Origin of the sequence: Pseudomonas sp. KB-10 (assembly GCF_018221585.1) — a bacterium.
Taxonomy (GTDB): domain Bacteria; phylum Pseudomonadota; class Gammaproteobacteria; order Pseudomonadales; family Pseudomonadaceae; genus Aquipseudomonas; species Aquipseudomonas yangonensis.
Genome location: NZ_QYYB01000011.1, coordinates 127549 through 143586, shown reverse-complemented (window position 1 = coordinate 143586; position 16038 = coordinate 127549). Strand labels below are relative to the sequence as shown.

The following is a 16038-nucleotide window of genomic DNA, read 5'->3' as shown; positions in this document are numbered from 1 at the left end:
CGTCCGCATCGTGATTGCCGAAATGTGCAAACAGCTTTCCTGATATCCCGACGGCAACTGCCTAGTAGCATTTCCTCGCATAGCTATTGCAGCTATCGGCGGCAATGCAACTTACAACTCAGACACAAGATCGCTGTCGCCGAGCCTTGCAAACAAAAAGTTTAGTTTTTCCGATTTTTTGCACACTCATAGTGAGCAAAATGTAGCTTTTCTAAACCAGCGCCGAGGAGCTCTTGAGCATTGCTACAGGCGCTCCCGAGGTCCCTTCCACTCCAGCAGCGCCTTGAGCGCATCCAGCTCACCAACAAGCTCACGCGCCTGGGCGAGCTTGTCCTTAGCAATACATCGCGCTGCTTCGGGCAGATTCGATACGGAGTTCTCTGCATCACTGAAAAAGGCCTGGATCCGCTTGATGTCATCCCACTGCCTGATGGCACTCAGCAAATCAGCCCTTGCCTCGTTCTACCGTCGAATCCGCTCTCTCTCCTCGAGCCGGCGCATCTGCTCCTTCCACTCCTGCTGCCGAATTCTGGCCTGCTCCTCGGCCTCCTCGACCAATCGGCGCAATCACAGGTGCGGCGTCTGTGAGCTGCTGGACAATATCATCCAACTGACCACGTAGCGGGCTTTGCTTGGCCTCCTTCCAGCTCTGAGCCCAATCAGCACCTGGGCAGGGACAGAAAGCCCTTATGCATAGGCGGCCGGTCGCGAAGTCCATACGAGTCGACCAGTTCCAGGACGAGCTCAAGCGGCGCATCTGCTGCGACGGTATATTGGAGGTGGGGATGTACTTACCATCGATGTAGCGGGCCTCCAGCTCCGCAGTCATCTCAAATAACGTTCAGTACAATGGCAACCGTCCCGATGAATACATCTGTGGGCTTGGATTAACTGCGGAACCTGACCTCAGATGGGTTAATTCCAAACTGCTTACGGAAAGCTGTGGCAAAATGGCTGGCATTGGCATACCCCAGATCAGACGCCACACGCATCACCGACCCTTCACCAGCCAATAGCCGACTGCGGGCCTGCGCCATCCGCGCCTGTTGAAAAACCCCATAGACACTGTTGCCAAAAACCTGGCGAAAGCCGCGGGTCAGCTTGGGCAGGCTCATCCCGGCCTCCCGAGCCAATTCGGGCAGGCTGGGCGCCTTACCCAAGTCTTCTAGCAGGCGCCCTCGGGCACGCATCAGACGCTGACGATCCTTAAGGCTGACCCGGTAGACACATTCCGCGTCCCGGCGCGCCTCCATGAACAGACTGACCAGGGTTACGCTCTGTCCATATAGCCACAAGCTGCTGCGCGCACTGGCCCCCCTGTCCATCGCGCTGCAGAGCATATGCGCCGTCGCGCTCATTTCACCGCTTCGGTGACCCTCCAGGAAACAATGATCGCAGGCCAATGCCTTGTGCAGGGGCGGATCGATTTCCAGCTCCCACTGAGACAACAATTCGGGGCGAATCATGACGGTGACGTTATCGATCTCACCGTGTTGGTAATAGAAGCCATGCCGGCAACGCCCGAAACTGATGTTTCCTGAGCCCTCATCAATGGCGAAGCGTCGCTGCCGGTGTCCGTCGTGGAAACTACAGAGCGCCTTGCCTTTGAGCACATGGGTAAAGCTGAAGTGAATACACTCGCTGTCGTCATGCAGCGGAATTTGCACAGGGTTTTCGAAAGTACTTTGCCAACGAACGATGTCCAGCCCTTCTTGCAGCGCCACCCGGGTTACCCGGCATAGAGTCTCTGGACTGGAATCAGTCCCATAACCATCCGTAATGAGGCGCGAGATCGGCATTGAATCCATTGCGCCCTTTTCGACGGCTGCCATTTGAATCTGTCGCACGCATAAGAACGATTACTCATGCCGCATGGTAATTAGCGTCCCGCGTAGGGCTGCATCACCCACCCAACCGCTTCTAGATGCCTATATTGATTGTTATAACATAACATTTTGACTTGATTGAATACTGGCACGCCGCCTCGTATGAGGTTCGCTGGCCATGCGCACGGCGAAACAGCCCACGCATTCTCTAGCCGCCGCCAGGAGTCGCGGAGCTGCGCCGAGTCTGGTTCAATCCGTTACGGTATAGGTGTCGATGGCCGCCACTCTCGACGGCGCTTATCAGCGCGGGGGACGAACGCGAGGAAGCCGGCATGCTGTTCAGCCATGAATAGCATGCGGCGGCGAGTAAGAAGTCAGCCAGGGCTGAAGTTGCTCAGAAGACAGTTTCCGAGCGAAGAACCGCCCGACTGTCACGTCAATGACAGTCGGGCGCAGGATCGGTAGTAAACCGCTGTGCTTCTCTGTGCGATCAAAACGAGTAGCTGTAGCCGACTCCCGCCGAACGCCCTCGACCGGGCATCCCAGTCAACACTTGATCAGTGGAGTACGAGCCATACAGGTCGTACCGGGCATCCAGCAGGTTATCGCCCCACAAATACACCTCCGAGCCACCCACCTCTACCCCCAGACGCAGATCAAGCTTGGCATAGCCCTTGAGATCGTAGTGATTCTGCGGGTCTGCCGGGCGGTTCTTCTGCACACGGTAGTTGATCAGGGAATTCAAGCGGGGCGCTGTCAGGCCGAGAAAATCCGGCAGGTTTTTCTGCCACGCGACACTGAAGTTGCCGCTCCATAACGGCACATCCGGTACTCGATTGCCGGCCGCCACATCGCCGCCCGACACCCCCGGCGCATCGGAAGTCACCACCGCGTTGGTGTAGCTCACAGCGCCGCTCAGGGTGAGCTCATCGTTGACATGCCAGGTGCTCGAAAGCTCGGCACCCTTGCTGCGGGTATCGGCGTTAACCGCGCTGACCGCCAGGGTATTGAAGTCGTAACCCAGCAGGTGATCGTCCTGAACGCGAGTAAAGAACAGTGCGCCTTCAAGACTCAAGGCGCCGCCAGTGGTTTCATGCTTGAAGCCTAGCTCGGCGGCGTTGACCTTGGCCGCCTTATAGGGTTCGCTATCCCGGGTGGAGGTGGCGTAATCATTGAACCCCGCCGACTTGTAGCCTCGGGAAAGCACCATATACAGGCTGGTTTGGTCCGTCAGCGAATAGGACAGTGCACCCCGCCCGGTGCTGTAGTTGTCTTGCAGTCGACGACTGTCGCTGACCGCGCTACCGGAACTGAGGTAATCAGCACCGTAAGTCTTGCGATCCCAGGTATGGCGCAAACCGGCTGTGAGCTTCCAGTCCTGCGCGATCGGATAGGTGACCTCGCCATAAGCGGCGTAGCTGTTGGTGCTGAAATCGCGCCGCTGCTGTGCGCCACTGGTGAAGTCGTCGGAATCGAAACTGCGTTCCGAGCGCGACAGGTTGAGCCCGGTGACCCAGAACACGTCGGCCTCCGCCAAGGAGCCCAGGCGCAGATCCTGACTCCAGACCTGCTCATGGGCCGAGTCCTCGATCAGGTACTCGAAAGGCGATCCGTAGAGCTCACGCGTGATATTGCGATCATAGCCTTTGACCGCGTTGAAATCGGTGCTGGTGTAGGCGCTGATGGAGGTGATACGTGCCTGCGCCAGGTCATGATTCAACTCGAAGGAGTAGCGTTCGTTGGTTTTCTGATTGTCGTCGAACACCCCTGGCGTGTAGTCCAGAGACGGTCGGTTACCAAAGGGCCTGAGCATTTCCAGGCCCGCATAGTGATCCGCCCGTTGCCGCTCGGCGGTCAGCAAGCCCGTGGTGCCCTGGTCGTTGTCCCACAGCAGGCTACCGCGCAAAGCCAGATCACGGGGTTTGGTCATGGGATCACCGTCCTGCTGGGAGTCGACCCAGTTGTCGAAGCCACTGCGACGCACCGCGACCCTTCCGGCCAAGGTGTCCGTCAATGGTCCGCCCACCGCGCCCTCGGTCATGAACTGGCCCTGATTGCCCGCTTCGCCGCGTACGTAACCTGCCAGGTGGCGGGTCGGTTTACGGGTGGTGACGTTGATCGCACCGGCTTCGCTGTTACGCCCGAACAGCGTACCTTGAGGCCCCTTGAGTATTTCCACCTGCTGCACATCGAGGGTAGCCAGCGCGGCATTGCGCACCGACATGGGCACGCCGTCGATGTTGAGCACCACCGAGCCGTCATCCATGCTCATCTGGTTCAGCGAGCCGACCCCACGAATGCGTACGTTGGCGTCATTGGCGCCACCCCAGGAATTGACGTCCACCCCTGGTGTGGTTCGCAGCGCGTCCTCGAGCGTGCGCAGGCGGCGCGTTTCCAAAGTTTGCCCATCGATCACCGAAAGGCCGAAGGGAATGTCCCTAGCGCTTTCCTGGCTCAACCGGGCATTCACCGTCAGGGGCGCCAACTCAACGGTATTATTCTCAGTGCTACCTGCTAGCTGCTGATCCGCGGCAAGGGCCGTGCACATCTGGCTGGAAAGGCCAAGGGCCAAGGCTTGCGTCAGCGCGTTGAGACGCCACCCGGCAGGACGGCGTGACGGCTTGAGAGAGTATCGAAATGACATGGACAAAGGCTCCAATGTGAAAAGAGAGTGGATCGAACTCATCACGGCGCGCTCCAGCGCCTGAGCACCTCGGCTATGGTTTGGTCTGAAGGCGCACCCAGCAGCTCCTGGACAGTGGCCGGCCATGGCTGACCGGTGCGGGCTTCGGCGGCCAGCGCCATCAGTTTTTCGGGAGGTTGCCCGGCAACCCAGTCCAGGCTGGCCAATGGCGCATAGAACGCTGCCCAGCCAAGTTCACGGGCCTCGAGCAAGGTGCCGACGGGCTCGCCGTCGCGCCCCAGGGCCAGGGTCAGGTCGTCAGCCTTGAGCTTCACCAGTGCCGACAAAGCTTGTGGGCCATCCGTATCGCCCACGCAGAGCAAGCCGATAGCGCCGGCCACTCCCTGGCTGAGCCACTGGTATCCGGGCCGCTGACGCAGATCGCTGGCATCGAGCAGTACGCGGCGAGCCAGCAACTCGGCGATATGCGCGCGTCGAGCCCAACGACCGACGCCCTCCCCCGCGACATCCCAAGCGGGTGACTGAGCGAGCAGCAGATGCCCGTTGCTCAAGCGGCTGCTGCCCATGCCGGTCGGCCATTGGCTCGGTGCATCGACCCTGGGGCTGCTGCCCAGGCGCCGTGCCACACAGGCAGCCATGGCTTTCAGGTCTTCGCGCACCTCGAGGTCGGTTTGCAAGCGGCTGCCATCGGCCATCACCTGCACCTCATCCAGCTCCGCTGCGGAGCCTTCAGCCGGCCAGGCGTAAGCGAAGTCCAGGGGCGCCTCGCTACTGGCGCTGATGGCATGACCGTCCACCTCGATCAGCCACTGCCATGTACCTGCAGGCGCCACGGCTTGCACGGCAACGGCCGACCCTGCCGGCAGTACCGGCAGTTGCGCGGCCAAGCCGGCGTCGACCCGGTGCGCAGGTACGCGCAGCCAGCGCTCGCTATCGAAGCCCAGACGCGGAACCACACGGCGCGCCTCCAGCCAGATTCCCTGCGGACTCAGCCAGAAGTTCTCACCTTCGCCAGGCCATCCGGCTGCGCTCACGGTCCAGTGCAGCTCCACGTCGCAGCCAGTGGTAGCGCATTGCCCCAAGGGCACGCGCAGGTGTCGTGCCTCCTGTTCGACGTTCACAGCCTGGCCCATGACGCGCGCGGCAGTCACCCGCAAGCCTTGCGGCAGTTCGGCATCCAAATGGCGACTGTCGGCAATGACCTCATCCAGGCGCCACTGCCCCTCGACCTGGCGATTCAGGCTATCGATATTCAACTGCAGGCGGCCACCTGCTAGTTGCCAGCCCCCCGCACCCGCCAGCCAGCGCTGTTCCCAGGCGGCGCGTTCGGCACGCTCCTGAGCAGGAGACTGGTAATCGCCCTGCTCCACCAGATGCCGATGGAGCCACACACCGCTACCGAGCATGCCAATGCTGCCCAGCGCCAAGAGCACGCCAGGCACTCCGGGCAAACGCGCGCGTACCTGGGCGATTCGCCGCCGTTCCGGGCCACGCGGCAAGCCCAGGGCGGCCACCGCCACCAGCACCATGCACCCGGCCAGCTTCCAGGTCGTCAGGGTTGCCAGGTATGGCCACCAGGGCGCCCAGCCCGTCATCCGAGACAAGGCGACATGGGCTGGGATCCCCATTTCATAGGCCGGGTAACTGACCAAACCCAGCTCATGGTTGAGCACCAGAAAGAACGTCAGCAACATGGAGCCGGCATAGGCCAGGCCGCTGCGGCGAATCAAGGCGTGCACCAGCACCGTCAGCAGCGCCAACTCCATCAAGGGCGGGGTGAACACCAACAATTGGTAGATCAGGACAAATCCCGGTGCGAGGCTGTCCGGAGCGGCGATGGCGCTAATCAGCAGGCTCGCGATGCCCGGCACCAGGGCCAGCAGCAGCGTCGCCAACGACACGCAACAAACGCAGCCATATCGGCGCTGGCGTGGCCTGCAGCATCTCGCCCAGACCCTCGACATCGTCGCGTCGACAGACCAGGCCAACCAAGGCCGCGACGACAAAGGCGATCACCAGAAAAAGCGCACTGGACAGCAGCGGCAGCGTCAAGTCCGCCCGTGGCACCATGGGTCCACGGACGTGCCATACCACATGGACGAAGCCACTGAGCAGCCCCATCACCAACAGTAACCCGAGGGCCACCCACCAGATCTTGCGGGCGAATACCTGGCGGATCTGCCAAGAGGTCTCGTACCACAGGGCCTGCGGCCAGTGGATGGCCAGCAATGGGCCGGGTAAGCGGGTGTCGACGGCCAAACGCATGGGGGGATCCGCTAGCAACGCCCCGGCACGACGCCCCATCAGACCTTGCCGGCTGGTGCGTGCCAACACCACTGCGAGCAGAAGCAATGGCAGCACGCACCACAACGCCCGGTTCAACCAGAACCCAGGGGTCAGTGCCAGTAGCGACTGCGACTTCTGTGCCGCCGTCCAGGTCTCCACCTGGGCCAGGGCAAAAGTGAACAACGAGGGGTCGAGGCTGGCGGCCAACAGCGGATTGATATCGCCCCCCTTGAGAACCACCACGGCGAACATCCACAACAGCATCAGTACCGTCGCCAGTGCGAATGGCGCGGCCAGGCCGCGGCTGCGCAAGGCCAGCAGATAGTACAGCGCGCCAATTCCACTACTGACCGGCAGCAACAAGGCGACCCAGGCGAAGCCCAGGGCCGGCCAGGCCGGTGCGCCGATGCTCGCCGCCGGCACCCAGCCCAACCAGCCCAGTATCGGGCTGAAGATAAATCCGACGATCAACGAACTGGCGAGCAGCGCGCCAACCACCGCGGCGCCGATGAAGCGTCCCCACAACAGCCCCGGCAACGACAGCGGCAGTGCCAGCACGACCTCTTCCAACTGTGCCTTGCGATCACGTAGAGCTGGCTGGGCGAAGACCCAGGCCCAGGCGAAGAACAGGAAGAACATGCAGCCACAGGACATCAGATAGATCAGGCTGGGGGCGTTGCGGACGATCTCGCTGGCCCCCATCTTCTGCACGTAGTCGGCGTTGGTCAGCGCCATCAGCAGATAACCGGTGAGCCCGAGAAACACCAATACAGGGATGCCGCTACGCAACCCTGCGCGCACCTCGACCCCGGCCTCGCGCATCAGCAAAGCGAAGGTGTTCATGCGCCTGACACCTCGCCTGCCTGGGCCAGCACCAGGTAATAGATGTCCTCCAGGCGTGGCGCATGGGGCATAAAGCGCGGATCGGAGGGCCGCTCGCCGTGCACGATGACACGACTGCCCTCGGGGCTGGCCGCTACGTGCAGCGCCTCAGGGAGGGCTTCGCCTCGACCGAACGAAGCCTCCCACAGCCTCCCCTGCTCGGTACGGAGCAGATCCGCCGGGCGCCCCTCGACGATGATCCGTCCGCCGGCCAGTACCGCCAGGCGGTTGCACAGATTCTCCACGTCCTCGACGATATGGGTGGACAGCAGCACGATGGCCTCGGCCGCAACATCCGCCAGCACCCGATGAAAGCGATTGCGCTCGGCCGGATCCAGGCCCGCTGTAGGTTCATCGACGATCAACAGTCGCGGTGACCCCACCAGCGCCATGGCGATGCCGAACCGGCGCAGCATGCCGCCCGAATAGGTTGCCAGGGCACGATGCGCCGCCTCTGCCAGATTTACCTTCTCGAGCAACCCTTCGATCTCCTGCCGACGCTGGCGCGCGTCGGTACGGCCCTTGAGCCAGGCAAAACGGTCCAGCAGACCCCGTGCGCTGACGCCCGGATAAGCCCCCAGTTGCTGCGGCAAGTAGCCCAGACGTCGGCGCAGATGATCGGAGTCGGCCAGCACATCCACGCCGTCCAGATGAATGCTGCCCGCATCCGGCTGCTGCAAGGTCGCTAAGGTGCGCATCAGGCTGCTTTTGCCGGCACCGTTGGGGCCCAGCAACCCATACATGCCTGGGCCGATATTCAACTCCACGCCACGCAGCGCCTGGACGCCGTTGGCGTAGCGCTTATGCAAGCCGCGAACGTTTAAACCCGTATCCATCGACATCGGCAACTCCATGATCGACACGCCAATGCCGGGCATCACAAGGCAAATCCAGGCCTGGCGGAAGGCGCTTTTTTGGGGAAGTAGTCATGCCCTGTGGACAAGGCAGCGGGCGACGGTAGACAAGGACGGAGGAGCAGCTCTACCCGATTCGAGTCATTTTCCAACCGTATCGCGTTACAACCGCCCGCTCGCCCCAGGCCCCGTCCTGCCCGACGGCAGATACGGGAAACGGATGCGGGGCTAAATCGATTCGATCCGGGTAGTCGCAAGAATGAGAATGGCTAGCATCTTCCAGGCATCCGCTGATCCCAACGCTGGCCCCCTCGCCGCGCGGCTCTGGAGAGCTCTACCTCGGGCACTTCGAGCTGCTCGACACTCCTGGCAACCACTTCTGCGTCATCGAACCACCGCACGTACATACCGTCTCCGCGCATCTGCTCGAAGCCCTACGGAAAAACTCATGACAACCGCTCTGCAGACTCTCAAACGACCAGTTCAACCACTGATTAGACTCGGCGTGGCGTGCGCTGCCGTCGGGGCGCTAGTCAATCTGCTGCCCTTCATAGGCCTTACCGAGCTGGGTCGCTTGCTGCTGGGAGGCGACATCGACAGTCGATCGCTGTGGTTGTGGGCAGCGCTAGTGGTGCTGGGCCTGAGCCTGGGCTGGATGGCTACTGGAGTGGCACTATGGCTGACCCATGTGGCGGACCACCGACTGCAAGCCAATCTGCGCGAGGCCATGATCAGCAAACTGGGACGAGTGCCCCTGGGCTGGTACAGCGACACCACCTCCGGCGCTGTGCGCAAGGTGGTGCAGGACGATCTCGAAGATCTGCACCATCTGGTCGCCCACCACGCGGTGGAGCTCACCGCCGCGCTCGTCACGCCACTGGCCGGGCTGACCTGGCTGGCCTGGCTGAACTGGCGCCTGGTGCTGCTGGCGGTATTGACCTTGCCCATCTATGCCGTGGCCTATGCCCTGATGATGCGCGGTTTCGGCAGCAAGATGCAGCTGCTGGACAAGAGCATGACCCAAGTCAGCGCCGCCATCGTCGAGTTCGTCCATGGCATCGCCGTGGTCAAGGCCTTTCGGCCAGACCGGCCAGGCCCATCGCAGCTATCAGCAGGCGGTCAGCCAGTTCGGCGAGCAGTACGCCGGATGGGTCCGGCCCCTGCTGCGCCTGGAGGCTTTTTCCTCCATGGCCCTGAGCGTGCCGGTGATCCTGCTGGCAAGCCTGGGAGCGGGCATCCTGTTACTGGCCAAAGGCTGGATCACCCCATTGCAGCTGTTAGCCGAAACCCTGGTGGCAGTGCTCATCCCGCAGTCGCTGCTGGTGATCAACCAGAACCTGACCGCCCAACGCACGGCCCTGGCCGCTGCCGGACGGATCGAGACTCTGCTCGCGGTCGAAGAACTGCCCGTGCCCGAGGTCTGCGTACAGCCGCAAGGCAGCGACATTACCTTCGAGCAGGTGCAATTCGGCTACGACCCCGAGCATCCGATTCTCACCGGCGTCGATCTGCACTGCCCGGCAGGCAGCATAACCGCCCTGGTGGGAGCCTCCGGCGCCGGCAAATCGACCCTGGCCAAGCTGGTGCCGCGCTTTCATGACGTCAGCGCCGGGCGTGTCCTGGTCGGCGGTGCCGACGTGCGGCAAATAGACCTGCGGCAGCTGTATCGACACGTAGGCTTCGTGTTGCAGGACGCGCAACTGGTGCACGGCAGCGTCGCCGACAACCTGCGTCTGGGCCGGCCGAACGCCAGCGAACAGGAGATGCAGGCCGCCGCAGAATCGGCGCGGATTCATCAGCGCATCCTAGCCCTGCCCCGGAGCTACCAGTCGGTGATCGGCGAGGACGCGATTTTCTCCGGCGGCGAAGCGCAGCGGCTGTCCATAGCCCGTACACTGCTGGCCGATACGCCAGTGCTGATCCTTGATGAAGCCACCTCCCATGCCGACCCCGAATCCGAGGCACAAATCCAGGATGCGCTGTCGGTGCTCGCCCAGGGACGCACGGTTCTGGTGATCGCCCATCGTCTGGTAAGCATCCGCGGCGTGGATCAGATCGTCGTTCTCGATCGAGGGCGGGTGGTCGAGCGCGGCCGCCACGAGCAACTGCTCGAAGCGAACGGCGCCTATGTCCGGCTATGGCGCGCCAGCGCCGAAACCACCGCCCCCAACCTGGAAGTGTCCCTGTGATCAGTAGCCTTCGCACATTGCTGGGCCCGGCCCATACCGCCCGTCTTTACCGCTATCTCGCCTGGCTGGTGGCCAGCGCCGTGCTGCAGGGTATGGCCGTGGCCTTGCTGGTGCCGATCCTGCGCGCGCTGCTGGCCGATGACCTGAGCACCGCGATGACCTGGCTGGCCGGCCTGGCAGCACTGGTGGCACTGACGTGCATCGCCCATTACCAACAGGCCATGAAAGGCTTTGCCCTGGCCCTGGTGGTGCTGACCACCTTGCATGATCGCCTCGGCCAGCACCTGGTCAACCTGCCGCTGGGCTGGTTCGATTCGGAAAAGGTCGACCGCCTGTCCCGTAGCGCCACCAGCGGGACGCTGATGGTCACCGGCCTGTTCGCCCATTATCTGGGCCCGGTAGTGTCCGGGGTGGTGGTGCCCGCCACCGTGGCCTTGACCCTGTTCGTCTTCGACTGGCGACTGGGCCTGACCGCGATGCTCTGTGCTCCGCTGATCTACTGGACTCATCGCTGGTCGGCCGCGGCCATCGGCAGTACCGATGCGCGCGTCGAGGCCGCCGCCACCCTGGCCGGCAACCGCGTGGTGGAGTTCGCCCGCTATCAACAGGTGCTGCGTGCCTTTGGCAGGACTCAGGAAGGCTATCGACCGCTGCAGGACGCCAACCAGGCGCAGCATCAGGCCGGCGGCTCCATGCTGGCGCACACCTTCCCCAAGCTGCTGGCCGGCGGCCTGAGCGTGCAACTGGCGTTCGCCCTGCTGGTGGGGGTAGGGATTGCCTTGGTCGTTAATGGCCAGATCGATGCCATCGAACTGATCGCCTTGCTGGCCCTGTCGGCGCGTTTCGTCGGTCCGTTGGCCGAAGCGGCCGCCCGCAGCGGCTTGCTGCGCATGGCCGGCAACGACCTCGAACAGCTGGCAGGCATCCTGCGCGAGCCGCCGCTGGCGCAGCCCGCTGTCAGCCGCCCGCTTAGCGCCCCCTGTAGCCTGTCCTTCGAGCACGTCAGCTTTGTTTACCCAGGCGGTGCAACGGTGCTACGCGACCTGAGCTTCCAGGTGCCGGCTCATTCGATGACCGCCATCGTCGGCGCCTCGGGCTCGGGCAAGACCACCGTCACTCGGCTGCTGATGCGTTTCTTCGATGCCAGCGAAGGCAGCGTCAAGGTCGGTGGCGTGGATGTGCGCGAACTGACCAACGAAGCCCTGATGGCGCAGCTGTCCCTGGTGATGCAGGACGTCTACCTGTTCGACGACAGCCTGGAGGCCAATATCCGCGCCAGCAATCCAGATGCCAGCGCCGAGCAGGTGGCGGACGCGGCACGGCTGGCAGGGGTCGATGAAATCGTCGTGCGTCTGCCGCTGGGCTGGAACACCCCGGTAGGCGAAGGCGGCGCCGCACTATCCGGCGGCGAACGTCAGCGGGTGTCGTTGGCCAGAGCCCTGCTCAAACGTGCGCCCATCGTACTGCTCGATGAGGCCACCGCTGCCCTCGATCCGCACAACGAGGCCTATGTCCAGACGGCCATCCGCACCCTGATGCAGAGCTCCACGGTACTGGTGATCGCTCATCGCTTGCCGACCATCATGGTCGCCGATCAGATCCTCGTGCTCGAGGAGGGTCGCCTGATCGAAACGGGCACACACGCCCAGTTGCTGGCCCGCAATGGCCGCTATGCCGGGTTCTGGCACGACCGCCAACGTGCCGGCGGCTGGCGCCTGAAAGCGCAGGTGCAGCCATGTTGATCGGCATCCTCGGCGCCAGCGGCGATGTCGGCCTGGCCAGCGCTCGTACCTTGCTGCGCCATTTGCGGAGTTTCAGCATAGGTCCTAAATGTGCTTCGCGTATATGAGACCAATGAGCTGCCCACTGCTGCTCTGCGCCGTGGTGGACCGATCAGGTCAATTCCCGCCTGAGTAAATTGGTCTCGGCTCGCTTTACATCAATGTGAACGAGTAGCTGATGAGCCCTGAGTCAGCAGGCAGCATCTTTCAGCAGTGATGGCGGCGCGTTATAGCGCCGCCATCAAGGGCTCTAGAAATCCATCGTGGCCGAGAGTTGTACCGTGCGAGGCTCCCCCAGACCCAGGCTGGAAGTCAGTGGCATTCCCCAGTATGCCTTGTTGGTCAGGTTGGTCACTGCCCCCCGCAAGGTCACCGGGCGACTTGCGACCTGCGTGGCATAGCGAGCACCCACGTCGAAGAGCGTGTAACCCGGTATCGACAACGAGTTATCGGCGCTGATGTACTGCTTGGAGACCGACGTGGCATTGGCCGTCAGTGTCAGGCCTTCAACCACCGGCGCATCCCACTCCACCCCTAACTTGCCTTGTAATTTAGGCATCCCGGTTGCCTGTTTACCTTCGTTGGCAGCCCTCGCACTCTTGAGCACCTCGGCTTCGACATAAGCGACGCCGCCCATCAGCCGCACGTCACTCGATGGCGAACCGAAGAATCCCCATTCGACACCGCGGTTGCGCTGCTCACCGCCAAATGAATAAACATTGGTAACCGGATCGATATAACTGCTTGGTCGTTCGATCTGATAAAGGGCGAACGTATGGGTGAAATCGCCGAAATCCAGCTTCAGTCCGACTTCCTTCTGTTTCGATTTGTAGGGCTCGAATACCTCGCCGGAGTTGCTGGACGTAATGGGGGCCACGCCTCCCTTGCTAAGCCCCTCGATGTAGTTGGCATAGACGGACAAATCATCGCTGAGCTTGATTAGCAGAGCAGCTGCCGGCGTCGTGGCACTTTCGTTGTAGTGGGTACTGCGCGCACCGGTACTCGTGCTGTAGGTGTCGGTCACCACCTGCTGGCGACGCATCCCCAGGGTTAGCTGCAAGCGATCATCCAAGACTGACAACGTGTCAGCTGCTCCATAGCTGGCGAGGCGATTTTCCAGGTGTTGCACCGCAGGCCATGCCTCTGGGGCCGCTGGGCCCCAGACCGGGTTGTAGATGTTGGTCGTCCAGTTGGCGCCGGGCACTGAGCGACGTCCAAAGTCTTTCTGCTCGTCGCCATAATGGGTGGCGTTGACTGTCATCTGATGTTTGATGCCTGCCGTCTGGAACCTGCCGCGCAAACCGACCTCGCCGGACGTTTTATCCAGTTCCATCTTCAACTGGCCCATGGTGGTCGTGTAGTCGCCAGCGCTATTGATTACCTGCGCAGACATGGTGCCGCTGTAAGCGTAATCGGTCTTGCTTGCTCCAATGGCGGCGTACGCCTGCAACTGCTCATTGAAGTCGAAGTCACCAGCGATGATCACCCCTTTGTCCTTCGTTTCGACGTAGGCCCAGTCCGGGTTCAGCAGGGTGTCGGACTTTGGCGGTTTGGGCACCGCTACGTTTGGCGCGAGGCTGATTCCTCGGTTCTGGCCCTTGACTCGGTCTTCGGCGCTGTACAGATCCAGCGACAGCCGGGCGCGCTCGCCGCGCCAGTCCAGAGCAAGCGAAGAAACCCCGACCTTCATCTGCTGATCGTCAACCGAAGTGTCGCCATCTCGGTACACCTGATTGAAGCGGATGCCGAACTGCTGCTCTTCGCCAAATCGCCGCCCCACATCGAGATGGCCACCGAACTGGCCATCTGACATGTAGTTGGCGGTCAGGCGTGTGAGCGGCATCTCGCCCGCACGCTTGGGCACGAGGTTGACGGTACCGGCGACGGATCCGTTTGGCGGCATGCCATTAAGTAAGGCTGACGGCCCCTTCAGAACCTCGATGCGCTCGAACATTTCCGGCGAGGTGCGGTAGTAAGGCGCGATACCAAACAGCCCGCCGAAACTCATGTCGCTGCTGCTCGAAGCGAGCCCACGGATCAGATAATTCTCGCTGTAGGTGCCGGTAAGGCCGTTGCTGAACACCGATGGGCCAGTGGCAGCGATCACATCTGCGATGTTCTGCGCCTGGGTATCGGCGATGAATTTTTCGGTGTAGCTGATGGTGCTGAACGGTGTTTCCATGAAGTCCTTGTTGCCCAGCAGCCCCACCCGGCTGCCGTAGGCCACCTGCCCACCTGCATACTCGGCAGGCAGTAGTTCCCGCTCCGGGCTCTTGCCCTGAATCAGCGTGGCCGGCAGCACCGAGACGTTGTCTGGCTCTATCAACTCGGCCTCTGCTGCGCCTGGCGGGTCGTTGGCCAGGGCCGGGCTGCTCAGTGCAATTCCCAGCAACACGGCTTGCACGGCAATGGCGACAGGATTACGGGAGAAAGCTGCGAGAGGTCGTGCGCTGTACTGATCGATGATATTCACGCTAGGGCTCCATGTGGTGTGGCAGTACTTTTCTCAGGGCGAGCTAAAGCGACGGAGCCCATGCGCATCACAGGCTCACGAATCAAAAGCTCAGGGTTAACTCAGGGGGTGTATCAGAGCTGGTAGCCCCTGATCACGTCATCGATGATCAACCTCAGGGAGGTGGGGCTGGCGGCTGTTACGTACCAGGCTTCGGGATCGACGAAGATCACCCGGTGGTTCTTCCAAGCGCTGGTCTGTCGCAACAACGGGTTGCCCATGCTCTCAGCGGTCATGGTGGAACGGCGCTCCATCACGGCAGTGCGATCCACCACGTAGATGATGTCGGGATTGGCCTGCTGGATGAACTCGCTGGAAATCGGCTGGCCATGCAGTCCGGCCTCGACCATTGGCCCCGCCGGTTTTACCCCCAGAGCTTCGAATACGAAGCCATAGCGCGATTTCACGCCGAAGGAACTGAAGGCACCGTTGTTGTGAAGCATCACCAGAGCACGCTCAGGGCGATCGGCTGTCACTTGCCGAGCCTGCACGACCTTGGCATCGAGTTCGCGAGCCTTTTCGTCAGCCAGCTGCTGTTTGCCAAAGATCTCTCCCAACACCTTCAGGTGCCCCTTGATGATGTCGATGTGGCCAGCCTCGCTGTCGCGATAGTCCACGTCGAACTGGATGGTTGGTGCCATTTTGCTCAGCTCGCCATAGTGGTTTGCCTGCAGCGAGGTAATCAGGATCAGATCCGGTTTGCTCGCATGCACGCGCTCCAGGTTGGGCTGCACGATGGAACCGAGATCCTCGACATCGGCCGCGTCTCTGTATTTGCCCAGGAAATGCGGGATGAAATCTTTGGGCATGCCGGTCACTGGCACGTTTAGCTGTTCAAGAAAGTCGACCTCGTTCATGTCCAGCGCAGCTACCCGCTGCGGCAGCTTCTCTACAACGGTAGTGCCGAGTTGATGCTGCACATTTACCGGAGTGTAAGGCGCCAACTCTGCCCCGCTGGTGTTCGCCGGCGCAGTGGCGGTTTGCTCGTTACAACCTGACAGCACACATATCGTCATCACCATCAGGGCTAGGGCCCACCCGCTGTTTCGCTGATTATTGGTCAT

10 protein-coding genes and 1 pseudogene are annotated in these 16038 nt (G+C 61.9%); 3 read left to right on the top strand and 8 right to left on the bottom strand.

The features are described from left to right. Nucleotides 1-243: 243 nt before the first annotated feature. The 6 genes from DXK50_RS25060 to DXK50_RS23525 form a co-directional block, all read right to left on the bottom strand. Nucleotides 244-444, bottom strand: a complete 201-nt coding sequence (locus DXK50_RS25060) for a hypothetical protein (protein ID WP_249186997.1) — start codon at nucleotides 442-444, stop codon at nucleotides 244-246. Between the two features lie 443 nt (nucleotides 445-887). Continuing rightward, nucleotides 888-1832 carry a helix-turn-helix transcriptional regulator gene (locus DXK50_RS23540; protein ID WP_249186996.1) on the bottom strand — a complete coding sequence of 315 codons (945 nt, stop codon included), beginning with the start codon at nucleotides 1830-1832 and terminating at the stop codon, nucleotides 888-890. 484 nt (nucleotides 1833-2316) lie between these two features. Continuing rightward, the gene (locus DXK50_RS23535; RefSeq protein WP_249186995.1) at nucleotides 2317-4512 is read right to left on the bottom strand and encodes a TonB-dependent receptor; all 2196 of its coding nucleotides are present in this window, start codon (nucleotides 4510-4512) and stop codon (nucleotides 2317-2319) included. Continuing rightward, complete coding sequence (locus DXK50_RS25055; protein WP_249186994.1) at nucleotides 4512-6371, bottom strand: hypothetical protein; 1860 nt, start codon at nucleotides 6369-6371, stop codon at nucleotides 4512-4514. Before DXK50_RS25055 ends, DXK50_RS23535 begins: the two co-directional genes overlap by 1 nt. Beyond that, entirely contained in the window at nucleotides 6313-7599 is a 1287-nt protein-coding gene (locus DXK50_RS25050) for a hypothetical protein (RefSeq protein WP_249186993.1), read from the bottom strand. Before DXK50_RS25050 ends, DXK50_RS25055 begins: the two co-directional genes overlap by 59 nt. After that, the gene (locus DXK50_RS23525; protein ID WP_212631947.1) at nucleotides 7596-8480 is read right to left on the bottom strand and encodes an ABC transporter ATP-binding protein; all 885 of its coding nucleotides are present in this window, start codon (nucleotides 8478-8480) and stop codon (nucleotides 7596-7598) included. The genes DXK50_RS25050 and DXK50_RS23525 overlap by 4 nt, the downstream gene beginning before the upstream one ends. Nucleotides 8481-8751: 271 nt before the next feature. Here DXK50_RS23525 and DXK50_RS25045 point away from each other — a divergent pair. The 3 genes and pseudogenes from DXK50_RS25045 to DXK50_RS23515 form a co-directional block, all read left to right on the top strand. Beyond that, nucleotides 8752-9513, top strand: a pseudogene (locus DXK50_RS25045) (ABC transporter transmembrane domain-containing protein); the annotation flags it as partial. A 31-nt stretch (nucleotides 9514-9544) separates the two neighbouring features. Further along, nucleotides 9545-10681: an ABC transporter ATP-binding protein gene (locus DXK50_RS23520; RefSeq protein ID WP_249186992.1), complete on the top strand. Its 1137-nt coding sequence runs from the start codon at nucleotides 9545-9547 to the stop codon at nucleotides 10679-10681. Then, nucleotides 10678-12423, top strand: coding sequence for an ABC transporter ATP-binding protein (locus DXK50_RS23515; RefSeq protein ID WP_212631946.1), 1746 nt, complete (start codon nucleotides 10678-10680; stop codon nucleotides 12421-12423). Before DXK50_RS23520 ends, DXK50_RS23515 begins: the two co-directional genes overlap by 4 nt. A gap of 289 nt (nucleotides 12424-12712) precedes the next feature. Here the strand turns inward: DXK50_RS23515 and DXK50_RS23510 are convergent, their stop codons facing one another. Then, the gene (locus tag DXK50_RS23510; protein WP_349292202.1) at nucleotides 12713-14935 is read right to left on the bottom strand and encodes a TonB-dependent receptor; all 2223 of its coding nucleotides are present in this window, start codon (nucleotides 14933-14935) and stop codon (nucleotides 12713-12715) included. A 113-nt stretch (nucleotides 14936-15048) separates the two neighbouring features. Continuing rightward, entirely contained in the window at nucleotides 15049-16038 is a 990-nt protein-coding gene (locus DXK50_RS23505; protein ID WP_212631945.1) for a siderophore ABC transporter substrate-binding protein, read from the bottom strand.